This window comes from Thermomonas haemolytica (assembly GCF_004346265.1).
GTDB classification, from domain to species: Bacteria; Pseudomonadota; Gammaproteobacteria; order Xanthomonadales; family Xanthomonadaceae; genus Thermomonas; species Thermomonas haemolytica.
This window is the reverse complement of the sequence record NZ_SMAP01000001.1, coordinates 357288-380977: the sequence shown is the minus strand read 5'-3', so window position 1 is coordinate 380977 and position 23690 is coordinate 357288. Positions and strand designations below refer to the sequence as shown.

The following is a 23690-nucleotide window of genomic DNA, read 5'->3' as shown; positions in this document are numbered from 1 at the left end:
CGAACGCCGCCCGCAGGCGGCGTTCGTGGCGCGCTGACAGGCGGCAGGCTTAGTTGCTGTCCAGCCCGCGCTGCTCCAGCAGCGGCTCGATCTTGGCCTCGTAGCCGGCCAGGTTCGGGAACAGGCGGTCGGGGGCGATCTCGCCACCGGGCGCCAGCACCTTCTCGCGCACGCGGTCGCCGTTTTCGCGGGTCAACCCGCCGTGGTCGCGGATCCACTTGCTGGTGTTGGCCGCCAGCACTTCCGACCAGATGTAGGCGTAGTAGCCGGCCGCGTAGCCGCCCATGATGTGGCTGAAGTAGGGCGTGCGGTAGCGCGGCGGCACCGGCGCGTAGTCGAAGCCGTCGGCCTTGAGCGCGCTGGCCTCGAACGCCATCACCCCGGAGGCGTCCGGGATCTGCTCCAGCGGCAGCTGGTGCCAGCGCTGGTCGAGCATCGCGGCCGCGAGGTATTCGGTGGTGGCAAAGCCCTGGTTGAACTTGGACGCTGCGATCACCTTGTCCAGCAGTTCCTTCGGCATCGGCGCGCCGGTCTGGTAGTGCTTGGCGTAGTGCGCAAGCACCTCCGGCCAGTCGGCCCACATCTCGTTCACCTGCGAGGGGTATTCCACGAAGTCACGCGGCACGTTCATCGAGAAATACGGATAGCGCACGTCCTGGAAGAAGCCGTGCAGGGCATGGCCGAACTCGTGGAAGGCGGTGGTGACTTCGTCCCAGGTCAGCAGGGTGGGCTTGCCTTCCGACGGCTTGGGGATGTTCAGGTGGTTGGCCACCACCGGCTGCTCGCCCAGCAGCTTGGACTGCGCGATATAGGTGTTCATCCACGCGCCGCCGCGCTTGGAGGCGCGCGCGTACGGGTCCCAGATGAAGATGGCCAGCGGCTTGCCGTCGCGGTCGAACACCTCGTAGGTCCAGGTGTCGGCGCGGTACTTCGGCAGGTCGGTGCGCTCCTTGAATGTCAGCCCGTACAGCCGGTTGGCGGCGTAGAACACGCCGTTCTCCAGCACGTTGCGCATCTCGAAATACGGCTTGAGCTGGCTTTCATCGAAGCTGAACTTGGCTTTGCGCACCTTTTCGCTGTAGTAGGCCCAATCCCACGGCTGCAGCGAAAAGCCCGGATGGCCGGCGGCCTTCTGTTCGGCGTCGATCATCGCCTGCAGGTCGGCGCCCTCGCGGCGGGCATTGGCCACCGCCTTCGGCGCCAGCTGGCGCAGCATCGCGTTGACGTTGTCCTGGTTGCCGGCGGTTTCGTCGGCCAGCACGTAGTTGGCATAGGTGTCATAGCCCAGCAGGCGCGCGCGTTCGGCGCGCAGCTTCAGCACCTGCGCCACCACGCCGGTGTTGTCCCACTGGTTGCCGCGGCTGCCGCGCGCCACCGAGGCGTTGAAGATGCGTTGGCGCAGCGCGCGGTCCTGCAGCTGCGCCTCCGCCGGCTGGCCGGTGGTATTGAGCAGGGCGATCACGTACTTGCCCGGCAGGTTGCGCGCCTTGGCGGCTTCGGCCGCGGCCGCGATCTGCTCCTCGCTCATCCCGGCCAGCTGGGCGCGGTCGTCCACCACCACTGCCGAGTCATTCACCTCGGCCAGCACGTTCTGGTCGAAGCGGGTGTTGAGCGTGGCCAGCTCGGTGTTGATCGCGCGGATGCGCGCCTTCTGGGTCTCGTCCAGCGCGGCGCCGGCGCGCACGAAGTCCTGGTAGCGCTTCTCCAGCAGGCGGCGGTCCACCGCGTCCAGGCCGAGGCTGTCGCGCGCGTCGTACAGGGTCTTGATCCGCGCGAACAGCTTGGGGTTCAGGGCGATGGCGTCGGCGTGCGCGGAGAACTTCGGCGCGTACTCGGTCTCGAGCTTCTCGCGCGCGTCGTTCTTGTCGGTGGCGACCAGGTTGAAGAACACGCTGGTGGCCCGGTTCAGCACCTGGCCGCTCTTCTCCATCGCCACGATGGTGTTCTCGAAGGTGGGCGGCGCCGGGTTGTCGGCGATCGCCGCCATCTCGCGCAGCTGGATCGCCATGCCGGCGTCGAACGCGGGCGCGAAGTCGCTGTCCTTGATCTTGTCGAACTGCGGATAGTGCATCGGCAGCGGGCTGGGCGCGGCGAACGGGCCGCTGTAGGCGATGGCGGGCATCGGGGCCTCCGGCTTCTTCTTGCTCTGGACGGTCTTCTGGGCGGCGAGGGCGGGGCTGGCGGGGGTGGCCAGCACGGTGGCCACCGCGAGGGCGAGCGCGCAGGCGATCGGACGGGTCATGGGCTTCCTGGTCGTGGACGTCGAATGAACCTGCATTCTAGACGATGGCATGCAACGGCCCGCCCGGGTGGCCGGCACGGGCGCGCGCGGTCGTTGGCCCGGGTGCAGGAGTGGGCGCACAATGCGGGGGCCGGCCCGCCGCGGCCGGCGGCCCATCCACCAGGAGTCGCGCATGCCAACCGCATTCGAGTTCGAAGCCACCGACCTGGACGGCCGGGTGCAGCCGCTGTCGCAGTGGCAGGGCAAGGTGCTGCTGGTGGTGAACGTGGCCAGCAAATGCGGCTTCACGCCCCAGTACCAGGGGCTGGAGGCGCTGTGGCGGAAATACGGCCCGCGCGGGCTGGTGGTGCTGGGCTTTCCCTGCGACCAGTTCGGCCACCAGGAGCCGGGCGACGCCGAGGAGATCCGTCGCTTCTGCTCGCTGACCTACGATGTCACCTTCCCGATGTTCGCCAAGATCGAGGTCAACGGGGCCAACGCCCATCCGCTCTGGAAATGGCTGAAGGCCGAGAAGGGCGGGCTGCTCGGGATCGACGCGATCAAGTGGAACTTCACCAAGTTCCTGGTCGGCCGCGACGGTCGCGTGCTGAAGCGGTATGCCCCGACCGACGCGCCGGAATCGCTGGCGGCGGATATCGAGGCGGCGCTGGGATGAGCGTCTGGCGCACCGACGGCGAGGGCTACCGGCTGGAGTTCGATTTCCAGCCGCCGCTGCTGGAGGTGCATCTGCGCGGCGCGGTGGCGCCGGACGCCAACCTGGCGATCACGACCGAATACTGGCAGCACATCGCGCGGGCCGTGCGCGAGGTGGGGGCTGGGCAGTTGCTGGTGCTGGACGAACTGCCCGGCGAGGTCATGAGCGACGAGGAACTGCGGCGATTCTTCGACAGTCTGGCCGGGCTGGGGCTGGAGCAGGTGCAGATCGCCTATGTCGAGGCGCGGCTGGACCAGGTGGCACGCATCGAATACGCGCAGCTGCTGGCGCAGGAGCGGGGCTACCGGGTGCGCGCATTCGCCAACGAGCCGGAAGCCCGGCTCTGGCTGCGCTACGGCGCGGCCTGAGCGGGCGATGCGCCCGCGTGGCGGTCACTTCTCCACGAAGGCGCGTTCGAACACGTATTCGCCGGGGCTGCCGATCCGCGGCGAGGCGGTGAAGCCGCGGCGGTCGAGGATGGCGCGGAAGTCGGCCAGCATCTGCGGGCTGCCGCAGATCATGGCGCGGTCGCGGGCGGGATCAAGCGCAGGCAGGCCGAGATCGGCCGCGACCCGGCCGCTGTCGAGAAGATCGGTGATGCGCCCGCGCTGCAGGCGGCCGTGCCAGTAGAAATCCTCGCGGCTCACCGCCGGGTAATACAGCAGCTTGGCGCGGATCTCCTCGCCCAGGTACTCATGGCACAGCAGGCCGCGGCTGATGTAATCGCGATAGGCCAGGTCCTGCTCGGTGCGCACGCCATGCACCACGATCACCTTCTCGAAGCGTTCGTAGGTGGCCGGGTCCTTGATCACCGACAGCCACGGCGCCAGCCCGGTGCCGGTCCCCAGCAGGTACAGGTTGCGCCCGGGGTGCAGGTCGCTGATGAGCAGGGTGCCGGTGGGCTTGCGGCCGATCAGGATCGTGTCGCCGGGCTTGATGTGCTGCAGGCGCGAGGTCAGCGGGCCATCGGGCACCTTGATGCTGAAGAACTCCAGCTCTTCTTCCCAGTTGGCGCTGGCGATGGAATAGGCGCGCATCAGCGGCTTGCCGTCCACTTCCAGTCCGATCATCACGAACTGGCCGTTGTCGAAGCGGAAGCCGTCGTCGCGGGTGGTGGTGAAGCTGAAATAGGCGTCGGTCCAGTGGCGGACATCAAGCACCGTTTCGGTCCCGAAGGGAGAGGCCATGCGTGGGGTGTGGGAGAGACGAAGTTGGCGCGTATTTTACGGGCTTGCGGTGGGCCGGGCTTGATCTGGCGCAATCCGGGCGGCGTCGGCAGCGGGCGGCGTCAGCCGCAGCAGGCAGCCATCGGCAGCGTCGGTCAGGACATAGACGCGGCCATCGGCGCCCACGCGCACATCGCGGATGCGGCGGGGCAAGGAGGTCAGCACCCGTTCTTCGCCGAGGATGCGCTCCCCGTCCAGGCGCAGCCGGATCAGGCTTTGCCCGGCCAGGGCGCCCAGCAGCAGGCTTTCGTTCCAGGCCCGCTCCGGATGGCCGACGTAGAAGGCCATGCCCGACAGCGCCGGCGATATGGGCCAGACGTGGTACGGCGCTTCCATTCCCGGTGCCGCGCGCCCGCGGGTCTCCGGATAGGGCCGGCCGGTTGCGTAATCCATACCGTCGCTGATCACCGGCCAGCCGTAGTTCCTGCCTGCCTCGGGCCGGTTGAGTTCATCGCCGCCGCGCGGGCCGTGTTCGCTTTCCCAGAGCCGCCCGGTGCGCGGATCGACCGCCAGCCCCTGGCTGTTGCGATGGCCGTAGCTGAAGATCTCCGGGCGTGCGCCTGGGCGTCCCACGAACGGGTTGTCGGGCGGAATGCGGCCGTCCAGATTCAGCCGCACCAGCTTGCCCTGCAACACCGATAGGTCCTGCGCCAGCATTTTCTGGTTGCGTTCGCCCTGGCTGATGAAGACGTGTCCGCGGCCGTCGAAGGCGATGCGTGAGCCGAAATGGTTGGGGCCTTCCAGCTTGGGCAGCTGCCGGTAGACCACCCGCAGTTCGGACAGCCCGGCATCGCCCAGGGGGGCGGTGGCCACGGCGGTGCCCGCGGTGGCCTCCGGCCCGGGCTCGGCATAGCTCATCCAGATGCGGCGGTTGCGCGCGAACTGCGGATCGAGCACCACGTCGAGCAGGCCGCCCTGGCCCTCGGCGAACACCGCAGGCACCCCGGCCAGGGGCGGGGAGAGGCGGCCGTCGGCGGCGATCCGGCGCAGCCGGCCGGGGCGCTCGCTGACGAGGAAGGTGCCATCCGGCAGCAGGGCCACGGCCCAGGGATGTTCCAGGCCGCAGGCGAGGGTCTCGATCCGCAGTGGGCCGTCCGCGGTGGCTTCGATGCGGGCGGGAATGGGGGTGGCGGATCTGGCGCAGGCGGCCAGGGCCAGGCACAGCAAGGCTTGCAGGACACGCGGGAGCATGACGGCCTCCGGGACGGATGCGGGTGTGCCGATCATCGCGCAGTCGCGCCCTGCCGTCCGCCCGCGGGCCGCGGGGCGGGGCGGGTACAATGCCGCTTTCCATCGCATTGCCTTTACCGTGAGTACGATTCGCCAGGAAGACCTGATCCAGTCCGTCGCCGACGCACTGCAGTACATCAGCTACTACCACCCGGTCGATTACATCAAGAGCCTCGCCGCGGCTTACGAGCGCGAGGAGTCGCCGGCGGCCAAGGACGCGATGGCGCAGATCCTGATCAACTCGCGGATGGCGGCCGAAGGTCACCGCCCGCTGTGCCAGGACACCGGCATCGTCACCGTGTTCCTGAAGGTAGGCATGGACGTGCGCTGGGAGGGCTTCACCGGCTCGCTGGAGGACGCGGTGAACGAGGGCGTTCGCCGCGCCTACAACCATCCCGACAACCGCCTGCGCGCCAGCGTGCTGGCCGATCCGGCCGGCGCCCGCCGCAACACGAAGGACAACACCCCGGCGGTGATCAACGTCTCCATCGTGCCGGGCGACAAGCTCGACGTGATCGTGGCGGCCAAGGGCGGCGGCAGCGAGGCCAAGAGCAAGTTCGTCATGCTCAACCCGTCGGATTCCATCGTCGACTGGGTGCTCAAGACCGTGCCTACGATGGGCGCCGGCTGGTGCCCGCCAGGCATGCTCGGCATCGGCATCGGCGGCACCGCCGAGAAGGCGATGCTGCTGGCGAAGGAGTCGCTGATGGAGCACATCGACATCCAGGAGCTGATCGCGCGCGGCCCGTCCAACCGCCTCGAGGAGTTGCGCATCGAGCTGTACGAGAAGGTCAACGCGCTGGGCATCGGCGCTCAGGGCCTGGGCGGCCTGACCACCGTGCTCGACGTGAAGATCAAGGACTACCCGACCCACGCGGCGAACCTGCCGGTGGCGATGATCCCGAACTGTGCCGCCACCCGCCATGCGCACTTCACCCTGGACGGCTCCGGCCCGGTGGCGCTGGCCGCGCCGTCGCTGGAGGACTGGCCCAAGCTCACCTACAACCCGACCAATGCGCGCCGGGTGGACCTGGACACCATCACCCCCGAGGAGGTCGCCAGCTTCCAGCCGGGCGAGGTACTGCTGCTCAACGGCAAGCTGCTGACCGGCCGCGACGCCGCGCACAAGCGCATCGTGGACATGCTCAACAAGAGCGAGCCGCTGCCGGTCGATTTCAAGGGGCGCTTCATCTACTACGTCGGTCCGGTCGATCCGGTGCGCGACGAGGTGGTGGGCCCGGCCGGCCCCACCACCGCTACCCGCATGGACAAGTTCACCGAGCAGGTGTTGGCGCAGACCGGCCTGCTGGGCATGGTTGGCAAGGCCGAGCGCGGGCCGGCGGCGATCGAGGCGATCAAGAAGCACAAGTCGGTGTACCTGATGGCAGTGGGCGGCGCCGCCTACCTGGTGGCGAAGGCAATCAAGGCCGCGAAGGTGCTGGCGTTCGAGGACCTCGGCATGGAAGCGATCTACGAATTCGAGGTCAAGGACATGCCGGTGACGGTGGCGGTGGACAGTAGCGGCACCTCGGTGCACCAGACCGGCCCGCGCCAGTGGCGCGAGAAGATCGGCAAGATCCCGCTGGAGGTGCTGGCTTGAGCGCGGTGCAGGTGATCCAGGGCGAGGGCTTCAAGCTCTGTATCACGCGCGAGGACGGTTATCTGCACGCGCGGGTGTACGACGGTGTGGATTCGCAGGCGGTTTCGATTGCGTATCAGAAAATGCTAGCTGAGGCTTGTCGCGTCTCCGGGCATACGCGATTGCTGCTGGTGGAGGAATTGGAGGCCTCGGTAGAGGCTGCCGATGTTGACATGGTGATCACTGCGGCGCTGGAGGCTGGGCTGGGAGACGTGCGGATTGCTTTCGTCGAACTGCGGGAAGACCTTGCGGGGAACGAATATGCCGAAATCCTGTGCCGAGAGCGTGGGATGCACGTTCGGACTTTTACCGACGAACTCAGCGCGCGTCAGTGGTTGCTTTACGGTGAGTGAGCCCGCGCCGGCGGCCTAGAGCCACCACGCCAGCGCGAACACGCCCAGCATCGCAAAGGCCAGCGCCAGCTTGAGCACGGCGCCCAGCACCAGCCCCAGCCAGGTGCCGGCCCCGACCTTGCCGGCCGCGCCGAGATGCTGCGGGTCCAGGCTGCGCCGGTGCAGCAGTTCGCCGCCCAGCGCCCCGGCGAACGGCCCCAGCAGCAGCCCGGGCAGGCCGAAGAACAGCCCGGCCACGGTGCCGAGGGTGGCGCCCAGCATCGCCAGCCGGCTGGCCCCCACCCGGCGTGCGCCGTGCGCGGTGGCCCACAGGTCCACCACCAGCGACAGCAGGGCCAGCCCGCCCAGCGCCAGCAGCGGCCACGGTCCGACATGCTGGAAACCGTCGGCCCAGGCCGCCAGCAGCAGGCCGGCGAACACCAGTGGCGCGCCGGGCAGCACCGGCAGCAGGGTGCCGGCGAGGCCCGCCAGCACCAGCACGGCCGCCAGCAGGTAGAGCACGACGGGCAGGCTCATGCGGTCTTGGTGACCATCAGGCCCGGGGTCGGGCGCTGCGATCGCCGGGCCACGGGTCGTGCTGCGGCAGGCATGCGCTTAGTTCTTGAAATCGCGGTGGCAGCCCTTGCAGCTGTCGCCCAGCGACTTCATGGTGCCGGCCAGGCTTTCGCAGCTCATCGGTGGCGCGCTCAGGGCGCGGTCGGCGGCGGCGCGCATGGCGGCGGCGGCGGTGCGGAAGCGCTCGTCATCGCGCAGGTCGGGGAAGGCGGCCTCGAGGTCGGTGCCCATCGCGCGCAGCGCCTGCAGGTGCGGCAGCACGTCGGTGGCGGTGCAGCGGTTCTGCTCCATCGCAGCCTTCAGCTGGCCCATGTGCCAGCTCTGCACTTCCATCAGCGCCTCGGGGAAGTGGTCCTTGCGGGCATTCAGCGCGCGCAGCACCATCACCGTGGCCACGGCGCCAATCACCAGGCCCAGCACCAGCAGGAACAGGTAGCGGCCGGCGTTGGACTTGCGGGCGGGGGTTTCGGGAGCGGGGGTGGACATGCGGCCTCCTTCTTCTTGAACGGGCGTGTGGAATGGGAAAACGGGCGGTGGGCGTGGGAAACCTTACCAGCCCATGTGGTGGCCGCCGTTGATGTCGAGGTTGGAGCCGGTGATCCAGCCGGCCTGCTCGTCCACCAGGAAAGCCACGCCGTGGGCGATTTCCTCCGGGGTGCCGAGGCGGCCGGTGGGGATGTCGGCGATGATCTTGGCGCGGACTTCCTCCGGCACGGCCATCACCATGTCGGTGGCGATGTAGCCGGGGGAAATCGTGTTTACGGTGATGCCGTTGCGCGCGTTCTCGCGCGCCAGCGAGATGGTGAAGCCGTGCATGCCGGCCTTCGATGCCGCGTAGTTGGCCTGGCCGTACTGGCCCTTGAGGCCGTTGATCGAGCTGATCTGGATGATGCGGCCCCACTTGCGCTCGCGCATGCCCTCGATCAGCGGGCGGGTGACGTTGAAACAGGAATTGAGGTTGGTGTTGATCACCTCCATCCACTGCTCCGCCTTCATCCGGTGGAAGGTGCCGTCGCGGGTGATGCCGGCGTTGTTGACCAGGATGTCGATCGGCCCCAGCGCCTGCTCGACTTCGCGCACCATTGCCGCCGCTTCCTCCGGCGAGGTGACGTCGCCGCGGGCGATGAACACGTCATAACCTTCATCGCGCATCTTCTGCTGCCAGGCGCGCGCCTTTTCCTCGTTGCGGTAATTGGTGGCCACGCGGTGCCCCATCGCGGCCAGCCGCTTCACGATGGCGGTGCCGATGCCGCCAGTGCCACCGGTGACCAATGCAACCCTGGACGTCATGCCGTGCTCCTTGCGAGTGCGAATGCGGATGGAAGGGTGGGCTCGATTCTAGGCGGGTTGGATGGCATTTGCGTTGTGCGCCGCAGGGGCCTGCGCCGGCAGCCGGCGCGGCACCCGTTCCGGCCGGAACGCCTGCCGCGCGGCCAGCAGGAACTCTCCAGGCCCACGCATCCCGGCCAGCGCCAGCGGAGCCTGCCCGAGCATCCGCCACAGCCGGTCGAGGGTGGGCAGCGGGTCGGCATCGGCCAGTGCCTGGGCACCCTCCGATTTCGACAGTTTGCGCCCGTCCGCATCCAGCACCAGCGGCAGGTGCGCATAGGCCGGGGTGGGCAGGCCCAGCGCCCGCTGCAGCAGGATCTGGCGCGGGGTGGAATCCAGCAGGTCGGCGCCGCGCACCACCTGGGTGATGCCCTGTTCGGCATCGTCCACCACCACCGCCAGCTGGTAGGCCCACAGGCCGTCGCTGCGGCGCAGGACGAAATCGCCGACGTCGCGGTCCACCCGCTGCGTGATGGGCCCGTGCAAGGCATCCTCGAAGGCGATCGTGCAGCCGTCCTCCACCCGCAGCCGGATCGCGGGGTCGGGGCGTCGATGGCCGACCACGCAGCGGCGGTGGATGCCGCCGGTCGCGGCCAGCGCGCTGCGGCTGCAATGGCATTCGAACGCCACCCCCGCCGCCAGCAGGCGCTCCAGCGCGGCTTGGTACAGCGCGCCGCGCCGGCTCTGGAAGCTCACCTCGCCATCGGGATGCAGGCCGAACGCGGCCAGGGTAGCCAGCTGCGCCTGCGCCGCGCCGGGCACCTCGCGCGGAGGGTCGAGGTCCTCGATCCGCACCTGCCACTGCCCGCCGGCATGGCGCGCGTACAGCCAGCTCCCTAGGGCCGCCAGCAGCGATCCGGCGTGCAGCGGGCCGGTGGGCGAGGGCGCGAAGCGGCCGCGGACGGGGGCGCTGGCGGTGAAATTGAACATGCCGTTCAGGATGCCGGATTGAAATCCGCGACGATGGGCCACACTACCGCAAACACGCGCGCGTCGGGCGCGCAGGAGTCGATCCATGTTCAAGCGCATGTTCCTGTTCCTGGCCACCAATCTCGCGGTGCTGCTGCTGGTCAGCATCGTGATGTCCATCCTCGGCGTGAATCCGCAGCAGTTCAGCGGCCTGATCGTGATGGCCGCGCTGTTCGGCTTCGGCGGTTCGATCATCTCGCTGCTGATGTCGAAGTGGGTGGCCAAGCGCGCCACCGGCGCGCAGGTGATCGAGCAGCCCCGCAACGAGGCCGAGCAGTGGCTGCTGGCCACCGTGCGCCGGCAGGCCCAGCAGGCCGGCATCGGCATGCCCGAGGTCGCCATCTACGATGCCCCCGAGATCAACGCCTTCGCCACCGGCGCCAACCGCAACAACGCGCTGGTGGCGGTGTCCACCGGCCTGTTGCGGGCGATGACCCGCGACGAGGCCGAGGCGGTGCTGGGGCACGAGGTCAGCCACGTCGCCAACGGCGACATGGTCACCATGGCGCTGCTGCAGGGCGTGCTGAACACCTTCGTGATCGTGCTGGCGCGCGTGGTCGGGCGGGTGGTGGACGGCGCGATCAACGGCAACCGCAGCAGCGATGGCCCCGGCTTCGGCTACTACATCATCGTGTTCGTGCTGGAGCTGGTGTTCGGCCTGTTCGCCTCGATGATCGCGATGTGGTTCTCGCGCTACCGCGAGTTCCGCGCCGATGCCGGCGGTGCCGCTCTGGCCGGGCGCGGCAAGATGATCGCCGCGCTGGAGCGGTTGGCGCAGATGCACGGTGCCAGCACCCTGCCCAAGCAGGTTGCGGCGTTCGGCATCAGTGGCGCGGTCGGCAGCGGCCTGCAGCGCCTGCTGATGAGCCATCCGCCGATCGAGGAGCGCATCGCCGCCCTGCGCAATGCCGCGCCGGAGGCCCTGCGCGAGGGGCTGACCGCCTGATCGCCCACGTTGCGTGACCCGCCGCGAGGCCGGCCACGGCCGCGGCTCCACCAGAGCGAACGCCCGCCGCAAGGCGGGCGTTCGTGTTTTTACGTCAATGCGTGGCCGATTCGGGCCGAGTCGAGTGCGGTTCGCCTTCAGACGCTGAAGTCGTAGTTCATCTCGCGCCCGACCGGGGCCAGGAAATCGCCCTGCACGTAGCTGACGCCGGTGGAGAACAGCAGGGTCATGCTGGCGGCGTCCTGCACGTGCGGGGCGATGGTGCGGATGCCGTGCTCGCGCGCCTTGAGCGCGATCTCGCGCAGTTTGGCCTGGGAGGCGCCGTTCCTGGCCAGGTCCTCCATGAACTGCGGGTCGATCTTGAGCAGGGCCGGGCTGACGTGCTGCAGGATCTGAAGTGAATTGAGGCCGGCGCCGAAGCGCTCCAGCGCCAGCTGCACGCCGCAGGCCGACAGCGCCTTGGCGAAGGCCTGAGCCCCGTTGAGGTTCACGAACACCTTGGCCTCGGGCACCGCCAGCATCAGCAATTCGCCCGGCACCCCGGCCTGATCCAGTTGGGCTTGGATGAATGCAGGCATCTGCGGGTCGAGCACCGCCTCCTGCGACACCGACAGCAGCAGGCGGGTGCGTTTGCCGGCGCGCAGGCGCTCGCCGATCACGGTGATCGCGCGCGCCACCGCCCAGCGGTCGATCTCGCCCAGCAGGCCGTGCTCCTCGGCGATCGGCAGGAAGGCCTCGGCCTCCACCGGCACGCCGTCGCTGCCGAGCAGGCGCAGGAACATCTCGTAGGCTTCCTCGCTCTCGCCCTGCAGCGAGATGACCGGCTGGAAGCCGAGCTGGAAACCGTCCCCGGCGAGCGCGCCGCGGATGCGTTCCACCCACGCCGCGATCCGCTCCTGCTCGGCGCGGTCCACCGCGCTGGGGTCGTACAGCTCCACCCGGTTGCCGCCGACGCCGACCGCGGCGGCCAGGTGGTGGGTGGCCTTGGCCAGCACCTGGCTGGTGCTGGCGATCTTCTCGCCGATCTGCACCCCGCCGAGGCTGGCGGTGGCGTTGAGCGAATTGTTGCCGACCGCCAGCACCGCATCCGCGATGCCCGCGCGCAGGCGCTCGGCCAATGCGCTGGTGGCGTGGTAGTCGCTGTTGCGCGCCAGCACCGCCAGCTGGTGCTCGCCGAAGCGCGCCACCAGCGCCTCCGGCGCGGCCGCGGTCAGGCGCTGGCCAAGCGCGGCCATCAGGTCGTCGGCGGCATCCAGCCCGATCACGTCGAGCAGCTGCATGTAGTGGTCGGGCTCCACCAGCAGCAGGCCATGCGCGGCACCGTTGGCGGCGGCCTCGGCCACCGCGGCATCCAGCAGGCCGAGGAAGGTGGGGCGGTTGAGCAGGCCGGTGGCCGGGTCGCGCTGCTTGAGCTCCTCGACCTGGCGCGCCAGCTCCGGGTCCACCTCGCTGGCCTGGTGGCGGAAGATCACCTGCAGGCAGGCCTCGCCCTGGTACTGCGCCGGGCTGAATTCCATCACCGCCGGGAAGTCCTGGCCCTCGACGTCGCGCGCGGTCAGCTCGTAGCGCGGCGGCGCGTCCTCGCCCTTGGACAGGCGCTTGAGCAGGGCCTTGAACTCGGGTACGTCCTGCGGCGCCACCAGGTCCAGTAGCGACATGCCCTCGATGTCCTCGAAGGCGTCGTAGCCGAACATCTCCAGGTAGGCCTGGTTGGCACGGATATGCATGCCTTCGTGGATGTAGGCGATCGGCTCTCGCGAGGAATCGATCAGCATGTCGCAGCGGCGCTGGGTCTCGCGCATCTGCGCCTCCAGCCGGCGCTGCGAACGGCGCGACTCCAGCGCCTGCCATTCCGCATGCACCGCCTTGAGGAACTGCTGCGGGCGGTCGCGCAGCGCCACCGCCTGCGCGCCCAGTACCTGCACCTGCTCGAGGATGTCGTCGTTGATCCCGTCCAGCACTGCCAGCAGCGGCACGTCGCGGCCACCGCCGGCCACCGCCTTGGCCACCTGCTCGAACGGCAGCAGGGCCGAGGCGTAGTCGGCCAGCACCATGTCCACCGGCTGCTGCGCCAGCATCGACAGCAGTTCGTCCAGCGACTCCGGGCGCAGCGGGCGCACCGCGGTGCCGGCGTTGCGCAGGCGGCTGACCATGGCCTCGGCCTCGTTCACCAGGTCGGCGACGAGCATCAAGCGCAGTGCGGTGTCCTTGCCAATCGCCATGGGTGTTCCGGTGCCATCGTGTCGGGGGATAGATAGCAGGCTACCGTACCCACGAACGTGATGCCGGTCAAAGCCCCGTGAGGGGCGTCTTGCCGGGCTGTCCGGGGATCTCGCGCACCAGTTTCGGTACCAGGTAGCCGGGCAGCCGCGCCGCCAGCGCCGCGTGCAGGGCCAGTGCGCGGGCATCGTCCACCTCGAAGTGGGCAGCGCCGGCGACCCGGTCGAGCTGATGCAGGTAGTAAGGCAGCACGCCGGCGGCGAAGCCGCGTTCGCACAGGGCCGCCAGCGCCTCCACATCGTCGTTCACGCCGCGCAGCAGCACGGCCTGGTTGAGCAGGCTGGCCCCGGTCGCACGCAGGCGCGCTAGCGCGGCATCTACCGCGGGGTCGAACTCGTTGGCATGGTTGGCGTGTAGCACCACCACCACCGGCCAGGGCAGGCCGCCCAGCCAGGCCAGCAGGCCGGCGTCCACCCGCTCCGGCAGCACTACCGGCAGCCGGGTATGCAGTCGCAGGCGGCGGATGTGCGGGATCGCGCGCAGCGCGTCGGTCAGCTCTGCCAGTTTATGGTCGGCCAGCGATAGCGGGTCGCCGCCGGAGAGGATGACCTCGTGGATCGACGGGTCGGCCGCGATCAGCGCCACCGCATCGCGCCAGCCGGCCGCGGCGGCGATGTCCTCGGCATACGGGTAGTGGCGGCGGAAGCAGTAGCGACAGTGCACCGCGCAGCTGCCGGTGGCGATCAGCAGGGCGCGGCCGTTGTACTTGTGGATGACGCCGCCACCGCGGCGCGCGGCGGTGTCGCCCACGGCGTCGAGGACGAAGCCGGGCACCACGCGCTCCTCGTCCAGCACTGGCAGCACCTGGCGCAGCAGCGGGTCGTGCGGGTCGTGCGGGCGCATCCGGGCCACGAAGCCGCGCGGCACGCGCAGCGGGAACTGCGCCGCGGCGGCCTCGGAAATCCGCCCGGCCAGGGCGTCCAGCCCCAGCAGCGCCAGCAGCTCGCGCGGGTCGCGCACGGCCTCGCGCCACAGCGCCTGCCAGCGTGGGGTGGGGTCCTGCTGCAAGGAGATGGGGGCTGCGGGTATCATGTCGGGCTGCAAGAACACCGTTCCGGCCCAGCCGGAACCCTCGTAAAACCCACAGTTTAGCCGCCCGCGCCGGGTGGCCCCAAGGAGCACCCATGGCCTCTCTCGGCATGAACGACGTCAAGTCCGGGCAGAAGATCCTCGTCAACAACGAGCCCTGCATCATCACCGAAACCGATTATGTGAAGCCCGGCAAGGGCCAGGCCTTCACCCGCGTGCGCTACCGCATGATCCGTTCCGGCCGCGTGCAGGAAATCACCATGAAGTCCACCGACTCGGTGGAGGCCGCCGACGTGGTGGATACCGACATGCAGTACCTGTACAGCGACGGCGAGTACTGGCACTTCATGAATCCGGAGACCTTCGAGCAGATCCAGGCCGACAAGGCCGGCGTCGGCGACGCCGCCAAGTGGATCAAGGGCGAGGAAATGTGCATCGTGACCTTGTTCAACGGGGTGCCGATCCAGGTGACGCCGCCGAACTTCGTCGAGCTGAAGATCGTCGAGACCGATCCCGGCGTGCGCGGCGACACCTCCGGCGGCGGTGGCAAGCCCGCCACCCTGGAGACCGGCGCGGTGGTGCGCGTGCCGCTGTTCGTCGGCCAGGACGAGGTGATCAAGGTCGATACCCGCAGCGGCGAGTACGTCTCGCGCGTGAAGTGATGCACCCACCCGTCCGCGCCGGGCGCAGGCGGGTGCCGTTTTTGGAAGGAACGACATGACCGAGCCCGCACCGCAGCCCTGCGACCTTCTCATCGAAGCCGGCTGGGTGGTGCCGGTCGTCCCGCACGGCGTGGTCCTCGAAGGCCACGCCGTCGCCGTTTCCGGGGGGCGCATCCTGGCGGTGCTGCCCACCGACGAGGCGCGCGTGCGCTTCGCCGCGAAGGAGACCGTCGCGCGCCCGGACGCAGCGCTGATCCCCGGCCTGGTCAACGCCCACACGCACAACCCGATGACGCTGCTGCGCGGCGTGGCCGACGACCTGCCGCTGATGACCTGGCTGCGCGAGCACATCTGGCCGGTGGAAGCGGCGGTGATCGGCCCCGAGTTCGTGGCCGACGGCATGCGCCTGGCGATCGCCGAGATGCTGCGCGGCGGCACCACCTGCGCCAACGAGAACTACTTCTTCCCCGACGTGCAGGCGGCGGTCTACAAGCAGCACGGCTTCCGTGCGCTGGTCGGCGCGGTGGTGATCGACTTCCCCAGCGCCTGGGCGAAATCGGACGACGAATACTTCGACCGCGCCTGCGAACTGCACGATGCCTGGCGCGGCGACCCGCTGGTGGCCACCGCGTTCGCGCCGCACGCGCCGTACACCGTCAGCGACGCCAATTTCGAGCGGGTGCGGGTGCTGGCCGACCAGCTCGACGTGCCGGTGCACCTGCATACCCACGAGACCGCGCAGGAAGTGGCGGATTCGATCAAGCTGCACGGCCAGCGCCCGCTGGCGCGGCTGGACCGGCTGGGGCTGGTGAACGACCGCCTGATCGCAGTGCACATGACCCAGCTCACCGAGGCCGAGATCCACCTGTGCGCCGAACGCGGCGTGAGCGTGGTGCACTGCCCGGAATCCAATCTCAAGCTGGCCTCGGGCTTCTGCCCGGCCTGCGCGCTGCTGGCGGCCGGCGTGAACCTGGCCATCGGCACCGACGGCTGCGCCAGCAACAACGATCTCGACATGTTCGGCGAGACCCGCACCGCCGCGCTGCTGGGCAAGGCGGTGGCCAACGACGCCGCCGGCTTCTCGGCGTTCGAGGCGCTGCACGCGGCCACGCTGGGCGGCGCCAGGGCGCTGGGGTTCGGCGACCGCATCGGTTCGATCGAGCCCGGCAAGGAGGCTGACCTTGCCTGCGTGGATCTGTCCGCGCTGGAGACCCAGCCGCTGCACCACGTGGTCTCGCAGCTGGTGTATGCGGCCGGCCGCCAGCAGGTGACGGACGTGTGGATCGCCGGCCAGCCAAAGCTGCGCGGGTGCGAGCTGGTCGACATCGACAGCGAGGCCATCGTCGCCAACGCCCGCCAGTGGCGCGCGCGCATCGCGGAGGTGCGCGCATGAGCGCCGCCGCCGGCAATTTCGCCCAGGCCGAACTCGACAAGTTCGACGCCCTCGCGCAGCGCTGGTGGGACCCGGATGGCCCGCAGAAAGCGCTGCACGCGCTGAACCCCGCGCGGTTGGGCTACGTGGCGCAGCGCATCCCCCTGCGCGATGCCGCGGTGCTGGACGTGGGCTGCGGCGGCGGCCTGCTGAGCGAGGCGATGGCGGCGGCTGGCGCCAAGGTCACCGCGATCGACCTCGCTCCGGGCCTGCTGAAGGTCGCGCGCCTGCATGGGTTGGAATCGGGCGTGAAGGTCGAGTACCGGCAAACGACGGTGGAAGCCCTGGCCGGGGAATTGCCAGGCGCGTTCGACGCGGTGACCTGCATGGAGATGCTCGAGCACGTGCCGGACCCCGGCTCGGTGGTGCGCGCCTGCGCGGCGCTGCTCAAGCCCGGCGGCCGCCTGTTCCTGTCCACCTTGAACCGCACGCCGGCCGCGTTCGCGCTGGCCATCGTGGGTGCGGAATACATCGCGCGCCTGCTGCCACAGGGCACACACCAATACCGCGATTTCATCAGGCCCTCGGAGCTGGCGCGCCTGCTGCGCGAGGCCGGGCTGGAGCTGGAGGATGTCAGCGGCCTGCTGTACGAGCCGTGGCGCAACGCGGCGCGCATCGTGCGCCGCACCGATGTCAATTACCTCGCCTGCGCGCGCAAGCCGGAATGAGCGCGGCCGCGTTCCCGAAGGTGGTGCTGTTCGACCTGGACGGCACCCTGCTCGACAGCGCGCCGGACATGCTGGCCACCGTCAACCGCATGCGCGCCGCGCGCGGGCAGGGGCCGATGGCGTTGGAAGCACTGCGCCCGCATGTCTCCCGGGGCTCGCGCGCGATGAGTTCGGTGGCGTTCCCCGAGCTCGGCGGCGAGGTGCCGGCGGCGCTGGTGCGCGAGTTCCTCGACACCTATGCGCAGGAGCTGGGCCGGCATGGCGGCCTGTTCGACGGCGTGCCCGCGCTGCTGGAGGCGATCGAGGCCGCCGGCAGCCGCTGGGGGATCGTCACCAACAAGCCCGAAGCCCTGGCGCGGCAGGTGCTGCCGGGGCTGGGCTGGGATGCGCGCTGCGCGGTGCTGGTCGGCGGCGACACCCTGCCCGAGCGCAAGCCGCACCCGCTACCGCTGCTGCATGCAGCACAGCAGCTTGGCGTGGCCGCCGCGGAGTGCGCCTACGTCGGCGACGACGCGCGCGATATCGAGGCCGCACGCGCGGCGGGGATGCCCGCGCTGGTCGCGCTGTGGGGCTATCGCTTGCCGGACGAGGAGCCGGCGGCCTGGGGTGGTGATGTCCTGGTACAGGCCCCGCGCGATTTGCTGCGCTGGCCACTGCCGCTGCAGACCGCGCCATGAGCGACGCCGCCGCGCTCGAGGCCTTCCTCGAAAAATGGCGTGCGCGCTGGCCGGAATGGGCGATCGCGCAGGTGTTCCTGGCGCCGGCCGAGCGTCCGCTGGCGCAGGCCTGGCTGGCCCTGCGCGCGGAGCTGGCCGAGGCCGCCTGGGGCGGGGAGGATCCCACCCCGGGCGCGGCCAAGCTGGGCTGGTGGGAGCAGGAGTTGCACGGCTGGGCGCGCGGCGCGCGCCGGCATCCGCTGGGGCTGGCCCTGCAGAAGCAGCCGGTGGACTGGGCCGCGCTGGCAACGGCGCTTCCGGCGCTGCGCCTGCGGCGGGTGCCGGAAGGCGACCGCGCGGCCACCCTGGCCGGGCTGGCGCCGCTGGCCGCGGTGCTGGCGCAACTGTCGGCCCGCCTGTTCGCCGTGACCACGGCATCCACGCCCGAGGCGATGGCCGAGGCGCTGCTGGCCGAATGGGTGCTGCTGCTGCCGCAGCGCGGGGTGCCGGCGGCCGGGACGGCGCTTTCGGACCTGCTGGCATTGCCCGCGCTGCGCGCCGGGGCGCGGTCCGAGCGCATCCAGGCTGGGTTGGTGCGCGCCCGTCTGCGGCGGCTGGCGGCCGGGCGCAGGCCGCCGCTGCCCGCGCCGCTGGCGCTGCTGACGGCCTGGCGCGCCGCGCGCGGCTGAACCACAGCGTTGCAGGGGCACTCACGCCCGGCCCGGTACAATGCCGCAATGCACAAGCCGCTGACTTCGCCGATCCTGCCTGATGTCGCCTTCGACACCGCCGCGCAAGCGCGTGCGCTGGACTGGGTGGGGATGGAGGGCATGGCCCTGCCGATCCGCGTGCAGGGGCAGGATGGCCAAGAGATGACGGTGCCGGCCAGCGTGGATGTCGCAGTGGACCTGCGCGACCCGGCCACCCGCGGCATCCACATGTCGCGCCTGTACCTGCAATTGCAGCAGGGCCTGGCCAACGAGACGCTGGGCGCGCCGATGCTGCGCCGCCTGCTGGAGGCCTGCATCGCTTCGCAACAAGGGTTGTCGAGCCGGGCGCGTCTGCGCCTGCGCTATGAGCAGCTGCTGCTGCGGCGCGCCCTGCGCAGCGACAACGCCGGCTGGAAGCGCTATCCGGTCGAAGTCGAGGCGGAGCTGGCCGATGGCCACCTGCGCCTGGTGCTGGCGTTCGCGCTGGACTATTCCAGCACCTGCCCGGCGTCGGCGGCCCTGTCGCGGCAGGCCAATGCGCAGCGCTTCGCCACCGATTTCGCGGAGGCCGGCGCGGTTCCGGCCGAGGCCGTGTGCGACTGGCTGCAAAGCCCGCGCGGGCTGGCCGCCACCCCGCATGCCCAGCGCAGCCGCGCCGAGGTGCGGGTGGAGCTGAAGCCGGCCTTCGACTGCTTGCCGCTTCTTGCGCTGGTGGATGCGCTGGAAGCCGCGCTGGGTACCCCGGTACAGACCGCGGTCAAGCGCGAGGACGAACAGGCCTTCGCGCAGGCCAATGCCGCCAACCTGATGTTCTGCGAGGACGCCGCGCGCCGGGTGGCCGCCGTGCTGGCCGCGGATGCCCGCATCGCCGCCTGGAGCGCGCGCGTGGCGCATCTGGAAAGCCTGCATCCGCACGACGCGGTGGCCAGCGTCAGCGGCCGCAACAGCTGATCGCCGCGGCGGCGTTGCCGGCTATTGCCCGCGTTCCAGCACCAGCAGCGGGTCGATGCGGATTTCAAACCAATTCATCCCCCAATGCAGATGCGGCCCGGTGGCGCGCCCGGTAGCACCGACCGCGCCGATCACCTGGCCCTGCCGGACCACGTCGCCCACCCGCACGTCGATCCGCGACAAGTGCAGGAAATTGCTGCTGATGCCATGGCCGTGGTCGAGCAGCAGCGTGCCGCCGGTGAGATAGAGATCCGGGGCGGCGAAGGTCACCACGCCGCTGGCGGGCGCTCGCACTGGCGTGCCCGCGGGCGCGGCGATGTCCATGCCCGAATGCGGGGCGCCGGGGGTGTCGTCGTAGATCCGCTGGTTGCCGAATCGCCCGCTGATACGGCCTCGCAGCGGCCACTGGAAGCGCTGGGCGAAGCCGGTTTCATCGCCATCGCGCTGGCGCGCGGCGACCACCCGGGCCTGTTCCTGCGCGATCCGGCGCGCGATCTCCGGCGGCGGATTCACCGTGGCCGGCGGGGCGCCGTGCACGTGCTCCAGCGGCCAGTCGCGCGGCGTCACTGCGATGCGCACCGCCTGTGCCGGCATCCCGGGCGGCTGCACCGTCAGCTCCAGCGGGCCCGGCTCGTCGCGGCCCACGCCGAACACCACGCTGCCGTAGGCGGTGGGGCGCAGGCTGCGGCCGCGGTAGGACACCGTGCTGCCCGTGGGCACCTTGCCGATCACCAACGCCCCCTGCGGCACGCTGGCGGGAAACACCACGCCCAAGGCGGCATCGGTGATGGCGCTGGATGCGGCGGTCGCCGCTTGCGACGGTGCCCGCGCGGCCGCCAGCGGGAGCGCGGCCAGCAGCGCCAGGGCGATGACGCGGCGAGTCGGTGGGCGCAGGCTCATGCCGGCGGCACGGGATCATGCCCGCCGGGGTGCAGCGGATGGCAGCGGGCGATGCGGCGCGCCGCCAGCCAGCTGCCCTTGATCGGCCCGAACCGGGCGATCGCTTCCATCGCGTATTCCGAGCAGGTGGGGACGAAGCGGCAGCGCGGCCCCAGCAAGGGGCTGATCCAGCGCTTGTAGCCGCGCAGCAGGGCGATGAGGAATCGGGAAATCACGGTGTCCGTGGCGGCCGTTGGCGGCGCGGCTGGCGCGGTTGCCGCCTTGCGCCGGGCAGGGTATAACAGCGCGCCTTCCCGCCTCAAGGGAAAACGACGAGGAATACCTGACGTGGCAGCGAAGAAACCCGCCAAGAAGGCCGCCAAGCCGGCCACCAAGGCCGCTTCGGCGAAGAAGCTGGCTCCCGCCAAGAAGCCCGTCGCCAAGCCGGCCGCGAAGAAGGCCGCGGTGAAGAAGGCGGCGCCGGCCAAGAAGGCCGCCGCGGCGAAGAAGCCGGCGGTCGCGAAAAAACCGGCCGCCAAGCCTGTAGCAAAGAAAGCAGTTGCCGCGAAGAAGCCCGCCCCGGTCGCGAAGAAGCCGGCGGCCAAGCCGGTTGCGCCTGCCAAGAAAGCCGTCGCCAAGCCGGCGGCAAAGCCGGTCGCCAAATCGGCGGTGAAGGCGCCCGTGCCGGTGAAGAAGCCGGTCGCCAAGCCCGTGGCCGCGCCTGCGCCGGCCAAGGTGGCGCCGCCCAAGCCCACGCCGGCCGCGGCCAAGAAGGATGCAAGCAAACCCGTGCCGCCGCCGCCCGCGAAGCCGGCGGCGCCGACCACGAAACTGAAAGGGAAAGTGATGGTGGCAGTGAAGAAGACGTCCTCGGGGCCGGCCGTGACCAAGGGCAACGTCAAGGTGGTGCCGTACCAGGTGGACGAAGCCACCGGGCGCCCGATCGTCCCGCCGGGCTACAAGCCCTCGCCGGACGAGGAATACATGAATCCGCTGATGTTGGAGTACTTCCGCCAGCGCCTGCTGCAGTGGCGCGCGGAACTGGTCGAGGAATCCAAGCAGACCATCGAGAACCTCAAGGAGGAAGTGCGCGACATCGGCGACGAGGCCGAGCGCGCCACCCGCGAGACCGAGAACTCGCTGGAACTGCGTACCCGCGACCGCTACCGCAAGCTGATCGGCAAGATCGATTCCACCCTGAAGCGGATGGACAACGGCGAGTACGGCTACTGCGTGGACACCGGCGAGGAGATCGGCCTGGAGCGCATGGAGGCCCGCCTCACCGCCGAGCGCACGATCGACGCGCAGGAGCGCTGGGAACATACCCAGAAGCTGATGGGCGATTGATCCGCTGGTTGGGCGGTGCGATGCCAACGACGGCGCCTGCGGGCGCCGTCGTCGTTCGTGGCAATGAGGCCGGGGGCGATGCCGCTGCGTGCGCGGCGGGAGCGCTATTGCAGCTCGCGCAGATCCAGCCGGCGCAGGCGCGGGGCCAGGCGCGCGGTGGTGGCGACCACCACCAGGGTGACGCAGCCGCCCACGATGATCGCCGGCACTAGCCCCAGCAGGCGCGCCATCACGCCATCGTAAAAGGCGCCCAACTCGTTCGACGAGCTGATGAAGATGCCGTTGATCGAGGACACCCGCCCGCGCATGTCGTCGGGCGTCACCAACTGCATGATGGTCGAACGCAGCACCACCGAAATGCCGTCGCACATCCCGTACAGCACCAGCAGCACAGTGGACAGCCACAGCTGCCGCGACAGTGCGAACGCGATCGTGCACAGGCCGAAGCCGGCCACCGCCAGCAACAGCACCCGCCCCGCGTGGCGTTGCAGCGGGTGGTGGGTGAGCCACAGCGCGATCGCGATCGAGCCCAGCGCCGGGGCCGCGCGCAGTACGCCCAGCGCCTCCGGCCCGGCGTGCAGGATGTCCTTGATGAAGGCCGGCAGCATCGACACCGCGCCTCCCAGCAGCACCGAGAACATGTCCAGCGCCATCGCCCCCAGCAGCACCTGGTTGCCAGCCACGAAGCGCACGCCTTCTGCGATGCTGGCGAAGATCGGACCGCGCTGCTGCGGTCGCGGTGGCTCGGTCACCGGCATCAGAAGCAGGGCGCTGGCGGCCAGTAGCGCCAGTACAGTGCCGGTGGCAAACGCCGCGCCGGCACCCCGCGCGCCCACCAGCACCCCGCCTAGGGCCGGGCCGAGCACCAGCCCGCCCTGGAACACCACGCTGCCGAGGCTGGCCCCGCGCGCGAACTGTTCGCGCCGCAGCACCCGTGCGAACAGCGCGTTGTACACCGGGCCGAGGAACGAGCGCCCGATGCCGCCCACCGCGACGGCAAGGTAGATCGGCCAGGTGCCGTGCAGCGCCAGCATGCCGCTGGCGGCCAGTGCCAGTACGCCGGCATTGAGCGCCAGCAGGGCGCAGGCCGCACTGCCCAGCTTGCGGCGCGGCAGGTGGTCCACCAGATAGCCGGAGAACGGCGCGATGCAGAAATACGGCACCACCTCCGCCAGCCCCACCAGCCCCAGCGCCAGCGGGTCGCGGGTGAGCACGTAGATGTGCCAGCCCACGGCGACCGCCACCACCTGGTAGGACAGCAGGGTGCAGATACGGTACAGCATCAGCCAGCGGAAGCCGGCGCTGCGCAGGGGCGAGGCGTCCTCCAGCAAAGCTCCGGTGCCAGCACTCATGCGGCGCTGACGGCCTGCGCGCGCTGACGGATGAAGGCGAGCAGGGCGGCGAGGCCGTTGCTGCGGGTGGGCGACAGGTGCCGGGCCAGGCCGATGGCGGCGATGTAATTCGGTTCGGTGGCCAGGATCTCGGCCGCGCTGCGGCCCGAGTACACCCGCAGCGCGAGGTACACCAGCCCGGACACGATGGCCGAATCGCTGGCGGCATGGAATACCAGCCGGTCGGCATCGCCTTCGGCCACGATCCACACCAGCGACTGGCAGCCGTGCAGGCGGTGCGCGTCCGTCTTCCAGGCCTCAGGAAAGGGCGGCAGCTTGCGGCCGAGGTCGATCAGGTACTGGTAGCGCTCCGACCAGTCGCCGAAGAACGCGAACTCCTCCGCGATCGCGGCCTGCGCCTCGGCGGCGGTGGGTTCGAGGGGGAAGGGGGAATCGGTCATATCGTTTCCGGGAACTTGCTGGCTGCCGTCCATGGCGCTGCATTCATGATTCGGATCGTCCGGCCCGGCCATCCATGGCCGGGCGTTCGGAAGCGCAGCCG

At 70.1% G+C, this 23690-nt stretch carries 25 protein-coding genes; 12 read left to right on the top strand and 13 right to left on the bottom strand.

The features are described 5' to 3' along the window. Window positions 1-49: 49 nt before the first annotated feature. Window positions 50-2242, bottom strand: coding sequence for a M3 family metallopeptidase (locus tag EDC34_RS01805; protein ID WP_114959129.1), 2193 nt, complete (start codon window positions 2240-2242; stop codon window positions 50-52). A 172-nt stretch (window positions 2243-2414) separates the two neighbouring features. Here EDC34_RS01805 and EDC34_RS01800 point away from each other — a divergent pair, with 172 nt between their 5' ends. Then, complete coding sequence (locus EDC34_RS01800) at window positions 2415-2897, top strand: glutathione peroxidase (RefSeq protein ID WP_114959128.1); 483 nt, start codon at window positions 2415-2417, stop codon at window positions 2895-2897. Further along, the gene (locus tag EDC34_RS01795; protein WP_114959127.1) at window positions 2894-3304 is read left to right on the top strand and encodes a hypothetical protein; all 411 of its coding nucleotides are present in this window, start codon (window positions 2894-2896) and stop codon (window positions 3302-3304) included. Before EDC34_RS01800 ends, EDC34_RS01795 begins: the two co-directional genes overlap by 4 nt. Before the next feature lie 24 nt (window positions 3305-3328). Here the strand turns inward: EDC34_RS01795 and EDC34_RS01790 are convergent, their stop codons facing one another. After that, window positions 3329-4123 carry a ferredoxin--NADP reductase gene (locus EDC34_RS01790; RefSeq protein WP_114959126.1) on the bottom strand — a complete coding sequence of 265 codons (795 nt, stop codon included), beginning with the start codon at window positions 4121-4123 and terminating at the stop codon, window positions 3329-3331. Window positions 4124-4159: 36 nt separating this feature from the next. Then, the gene (locus tag EDC34_RS01785; RefSeq protein WP_275895178.1) at window positions 4160-5353 is read right to left on the bottom strand and encodes a PQQ-dependent sugar dehydrogenase; all 1194 of its coding nucleotides are present in this window, start codon (window positions 5351-5353) and stop codon (window positions 4160-4162) included. Between the two features lie 118 nt (window positions 5354-5471). On the opposite strand from EDC34_RS01785, the gene EDC34_RS01780 reads away from it, so the two are divergent. Together EDC34_RS01780 and EDC34_RS01775 are read left to right on the top strand one after the other, a co-directional pair. Continuing rightward, window positions 5472-6992: a fumarate hydratase gene (locus EDC34_RS01780; protein WP_114959275.1), complete on the top strand. Its 1521-nt coding sequence runs from the start codon at window positions 5472-5474 to the stop codon at window positions 6990-6992. Next, a complete protein-coding gene (locus tag EDC34_RS01775; protein WP_114959125.1) occupies window positions 6989-7384 on the top strand; it encodes a hypothetical protein in 396 nt (131 codons plus the stop codon). The genes EDC34_RS01780 and EDC34_RS01775 overlap by 4 nt, the downstream gene beginning before the upstream one ends. 15 nt (window positions 7385-7399) lie before the next feature. Here the strand turns inward: EDC34_RS01775 and EDC34_RS01770 are convergent, their stop codons facing one another. The 4 genes from EDC34_RS01770 to gluQRS form a co-directional block, all read right to left on the bottom strand. Next, a complete protein-coding gene (locus EDC34_RS01770) occupies window positions 7400-7900 on the bottom strand; it encodes a DUF456 domain-containing protein (RefSeq protein ID WP_114959124.1) in 501 nt (166 codons plus the stop codon). Between the two features lie 78 nt (window positions 7901-7978). Further along, complete coding sequence (locus EDC34_RS01765; protein ID WP_114959123.1) at window positions 7979-8425, bottom strand: cytochrome c; 447 nt, start codon at window positions 8423-8425, stop codon at window positions 7979-7981. A 63-nt stretch (window positions 8426-8488) separates the two neighbouring features. Beyond that, window positions 8489-9229 (bottom strand): acetoacetyl-CoA reductase, encoded by a 741-nt coding sequence (gene phbB, locus EDC34_RS01760; protein ID WP_114959122.1) that lies wholly within the window; start codon window positions 9227-9229, stop codon window positions 8489-8491. Between the two features lie 48 nt (window positions 9230-9277). Next, window positions 9278-10198: a tRNA glutamyl-Q(34) synthetase GluQRS gene (gene gluQRS, locus EDC34_RS01755; RefSeq protein ID WP_114959121.1), complete on the bottom strand. Its 921-nt coding sequence runs from the start codon at window positions 10196-10198 to the stop codon at window positions 9278-9280. 85 nt (window positions 10199-10283) lie between these two features. Between gluQRS and htpX the strand changes: the two genes are divergently transcribed. After that, complete coding sequence (htpX, locus tag EDC34_RS01750; protein WP_114959120.1) at window positions 10284-11183, top strand: protease HtpX; 900 nt, start codon at window positions 10284-10286, stop codon at window positions 11181-11183. Window positions 11184-11320: 137 nt separating this feature from the next. Here the strand turns inward: htpX and EDC34_RS01745 are convergent, their stop codons facing one another. Then, window positions 11321-13405: an EAL domain-containing protein gene (locus tag EDC34_RS01745; protein ID WP_114959119.1), complete on the bottom strand. Its 2085-nt coding sequence runs from the start codon at window positions 13403-13405 to the stop codon at window positions 11321-11323. 67 nt (window positions 13406-13472) lie between these two features. Continuing rightward, the gene (epmB, locus tag EDC34_RS01740; RefSeq protein ID WP_114959118.1) at window positions 13473-14495 is read right to left on the bottom strand and encodes an EF-P beta-lysylation protein EpmB; all 1023 of its coding nucleotides are present in this window, start codon (window positions 14493-14495) and stop codon (window positions 13473-13475) included. A 92-nt stretch (window positions 14496-14587) separates the two neighbouring features. Here epmB and efp point away from each other — a divergent pair, with 92 nt between their 5' ends. Genes efp through folE2 form a run of 6 tightly spaced genes read left to right on the top strand, consistent with a single transcriptional unit; the run spans window position 14588 to window position 19571 of the window. Further along, window positions 14588-15154 carry an elongation factor P gene (gene efp, locus EDC34_RS01735; protein ID WP_114959117.1) on the top strand — a complete coding sequence of 189 codons (567 nt, stop codon included), beginning with the start codon at window positions 14588-14590 and terminating at the stop codon, window positions 15152-15154. Window positions 15155-15209: 55 nt separating this feature from the next. Continuing rightward, on the top strand, window positions 15210-16547 hold the full coding sequence (locus EDC34_RS01730; RefSeq protein WP_114959116.1) for a TRZ/ATZ family hydrolase: 1338 nt from the start codon (window positions 15210-15212) through the stop codon (window positions 16545-16547). After that, complete coding sequence (ubiG, locus tag EDC34_RS01725; protein ID WP_114959115.1) at window positions 16544-17254, top strand: bifunctional 2-polyprenyl-6-hydroxyphenol methylase/3-demethylubiquinol 3-O-methyltransferase UbiG; 711 nt, start codon at window positions 16544-16546, stop codon at window positions 17252-17254. The genes EDC34_RS01730 and ubiG overlap by 4 nt, the downstream gene beginning before the upstream one ends. Beyond that, a complete protein-coding gene (gene gph / locus EDC34_RS01720) occupies window positions 17233-17931 on the top strand; it encodes a phosphoglycolate phosphatase (RefSeq protein WP_425477432.1) in 699 nt (232 codons plus the stop codon). Before ubiG ends, gph begins: the two co-directional genes overlap by 22 nt. After that, window positions 17928-18599 carry a phytoene/squalene synthase family protein gene (locus EDC34_RS01715; RefSeq protein ID WP_114959113.1) on the top strand — a complete coding sequence of 224 codons (672 nt, stop codon included), beginning with the start codon at window positions 17928-17930 and terminating at the stop codon, window positions 18597-18599. Before gph ends, EDC34_RS01715 begins: the two co-directional genes overlap by 4 nt. A 48-nt stretch (window positions 18600-18647) precedes the next feature. After that, window positions 18648-19571 carry a GTP cyclohydrolase FolE2 gene (gene folE2, locus EDC34_RS01710; RefSeq protein ID WP_114959112.1) on the top strand — a complete coding sequence of 308 codons (924 nt, stop codon included), beginning with the start codon at window positions 18648-18650 and terminating at the stop codon, window positions 19569-19571. Between the two features lie 21 nt (window positions 19572-19592). On the opposite strand, the gene EDC34_RS01705 is transcribed toward folE2, so the two are convergent. Both EDC34_RS01705 and yidD read right to left on the bottom strand, forming a co-directional pair. Continuing rightward, window positions 19593-20471, bottom strand: a complete 879-nt coding sequence (locus EDC34_RS01705; RefSeq protein WP_114959111.1) for a M23 family metallopeptidase — start codon at window positions 20469-20471, stop codon at window positions 19593-19595. After that, a complete protein-coding gene (gene yidD, locus EDC34_RS01700) occupies window positions 20468-20686 on the bottom strand; it encodes a membrane protein insertion efficiency factor YidD (RefSeq protein WP_114959110.1) in 219 nt (72 codons plus the stop codon). The genes EDC34_RS01705 and yidD overlap by 4 nt, the downstream gene beginning before the upstream one ends. A 112-nt stretch (window positions 20687-20798) precedes the next feature. Between yidD and dksA the strand changes: the two genes are divergently transcribed. Then, window positions 20799-21797 (top strand): RNA polymerase-binding protein DksA, encoded by a 999-nt coding sequence (dksA, locus tag EDC34_RS01695; protein WP_114959109.1) that lies wholly within the window; start codon window positions 20799-20801, stop codon window positions 21795-21797. A 104-nt stretch (window positions 21798-21901) separates the two neighbouring features. On the opposite strand, the gene EDC34_RS01690 is transcribed toward dksA, so the two are convergent. Then, window positions 21902-23080, bottom strand: a complete 1179-nt coding sequence (locus EDC34_RS01690; RefSeq protein WP_240311039.1) for an MFS transporter — start codon at window positions 23078-23080, stop codon at window positions 21902-21904. Between the two features lie 65 nt (window positions 23081-23145). Then, on the bottom strand, window positions 23146-23589 hold the full coding sequence (locus EDC34_RS01685; RefSeq protein ID WP_114959274.1) for a SufE family protein: 444 nt from the start codon (window positions 23587-23589) through the stop codon (window positions 23146-23148). Window positions 23590-23690 lie beyond the last annotated feature (101 nt).

Bases quoted from the DNA above. Each gene is read 5' to 3' on its own strand.
- epmB (WP_114959118.1), bottom strand. From the start codon at position 14,495: ATGATACCCGCAGCCCCCATCTCCTTGCAGCAGGACCCCACCCCACGC.
- EDC34_RS01730 (WP_114959116.1), top strand. From the start codon at position 15,210: ATGACCGAGCCCGCACCGCAGCCCTGCGACCTTCTCATCGAAGCCGGC.
- EDC34_RS01790 (WP_114959126.1), bottom strand. From the start codon at position 4,123: ATGGCCTCTCCCTTCGGGACCGAAACGGTGCTTGATGTCCGCCACTGG.
- EDC34_RS01715 (WP_114959113.1), top strand. From the start codon at position 17,928: ATGAGCGACGCCGCCGCGCTCGAGGCCTTCCTCGAAAAATGGCGTGCG.
- EDC34_RS01685 (WP_114959274.1), bottom strand. From the start codon at position 23,589: ATGACCGATTCCCCCTTCCCCCTCGAACCCACCGCCGCCGAGGCGCAG.
- ubiG (WP_114959115.1), top strand. From the start codon at position 16,544: ATGAGCGCCGCCGCCGGCAATTTCGCCCAGGCCGAACTCGACAAGTTC.
- EDC34_RS01765 (WP_114959123.1), bottom strand. From the start codon at position 8,425: ATGTCCACCCCCGCTCCCGAAACCCCCGCCCGCAAGTCCAACGCCGGC.
- EDC34_RS01785 (WP_275895178.1), bottom strand. From the start codon at position 5,353: ATGCTCCCGCGTGTCCTGCAAGCCTTGCTGTGCCTGGCCCTGGCCGCC.
- EDC34_RS01690 (WP_240311039.1), bottom strand. From the start codon at position 23,080: ATGCTGTACCGTATCTGCACCCTGCTGTCCTACCAGGTGGTGGCGGTC.
- EDC34_RS01745 (WP_114959119.1), bottom strand. From the start codon at position 13,405: ATGGCGATTGGCAAGGACACCGCACTGCGCTTGATGCTCGTCGCCGAC.
- EDC34_RS01805 (WP_114959129.1), bottom strand. From the start codon at position 2,242: ATGACCCGTCCGATCGCCTGCGCGCTCGCCCTCGCGGTGGCCACCGTG.
- phbB (WP_114959122.1), bottom strand. From the start codon at position 9,229: ATGACGTCCAGGGTTGCATTGGTCACCGGTGGCACTGGCGGCATCGGC.
- EDC34_RS01705 (WP_114959111.1), bottom strand. From the start codon at position 20,471: ATGAGCCTGCGCCCACCGACTCGCCGCGTCATCGCCCTGGCGCTGCTG.
- folE2 (WP_114959112.1), top strand. From the start codon at position 18,648: ATGCACAAGCCGCTGACTTCGCCGATCCTGCCTGATGTCGCCTTCGAC.
- EDC34_RS01770 (WP_114959124.1), bottom strand. From the start codon at position 7,900: ATGAGCCTGCCCGTCGTGCTCTACCTGCTGGCGGCCGTGCTGGTGCTG.
- htpX (WP_114959120.1), top strand. From the start codon at position 10,284: ATGTTCAAGCGCATGTTCCTGTTCCTGGCCACCAATCTCGCGGTGCTG.
- EDC34_RS01800 (WP_114959128.1), top strand. From the start codon at position 2,415: ATGCCAACCGCATTCGAGTTCGAAGCCACCGACCTGGACGGCCGGGTG.
- efp (WP_114959117.1), top strand. From the start codon at position 14,588: ATGGCCTCTCTCGGCATGAACGACGTCAAGTCCGGGCAGAAGATCCTC.
- gluQRS (WP_114959121.1), bottom strand. From the start codon at position 10,198: ATGTTCAATTTCACCGCCAGCGCCCCCGTCCGCGGCCGCTTCGCGCCC.
- EDC34_RS01795 (WP_114959127.1), top strand. From the start codon at position 2,894: ATGAGCGTCTGGCGCACCGACGGCGAGGGCTACCGGCTGGAGTTCGAT.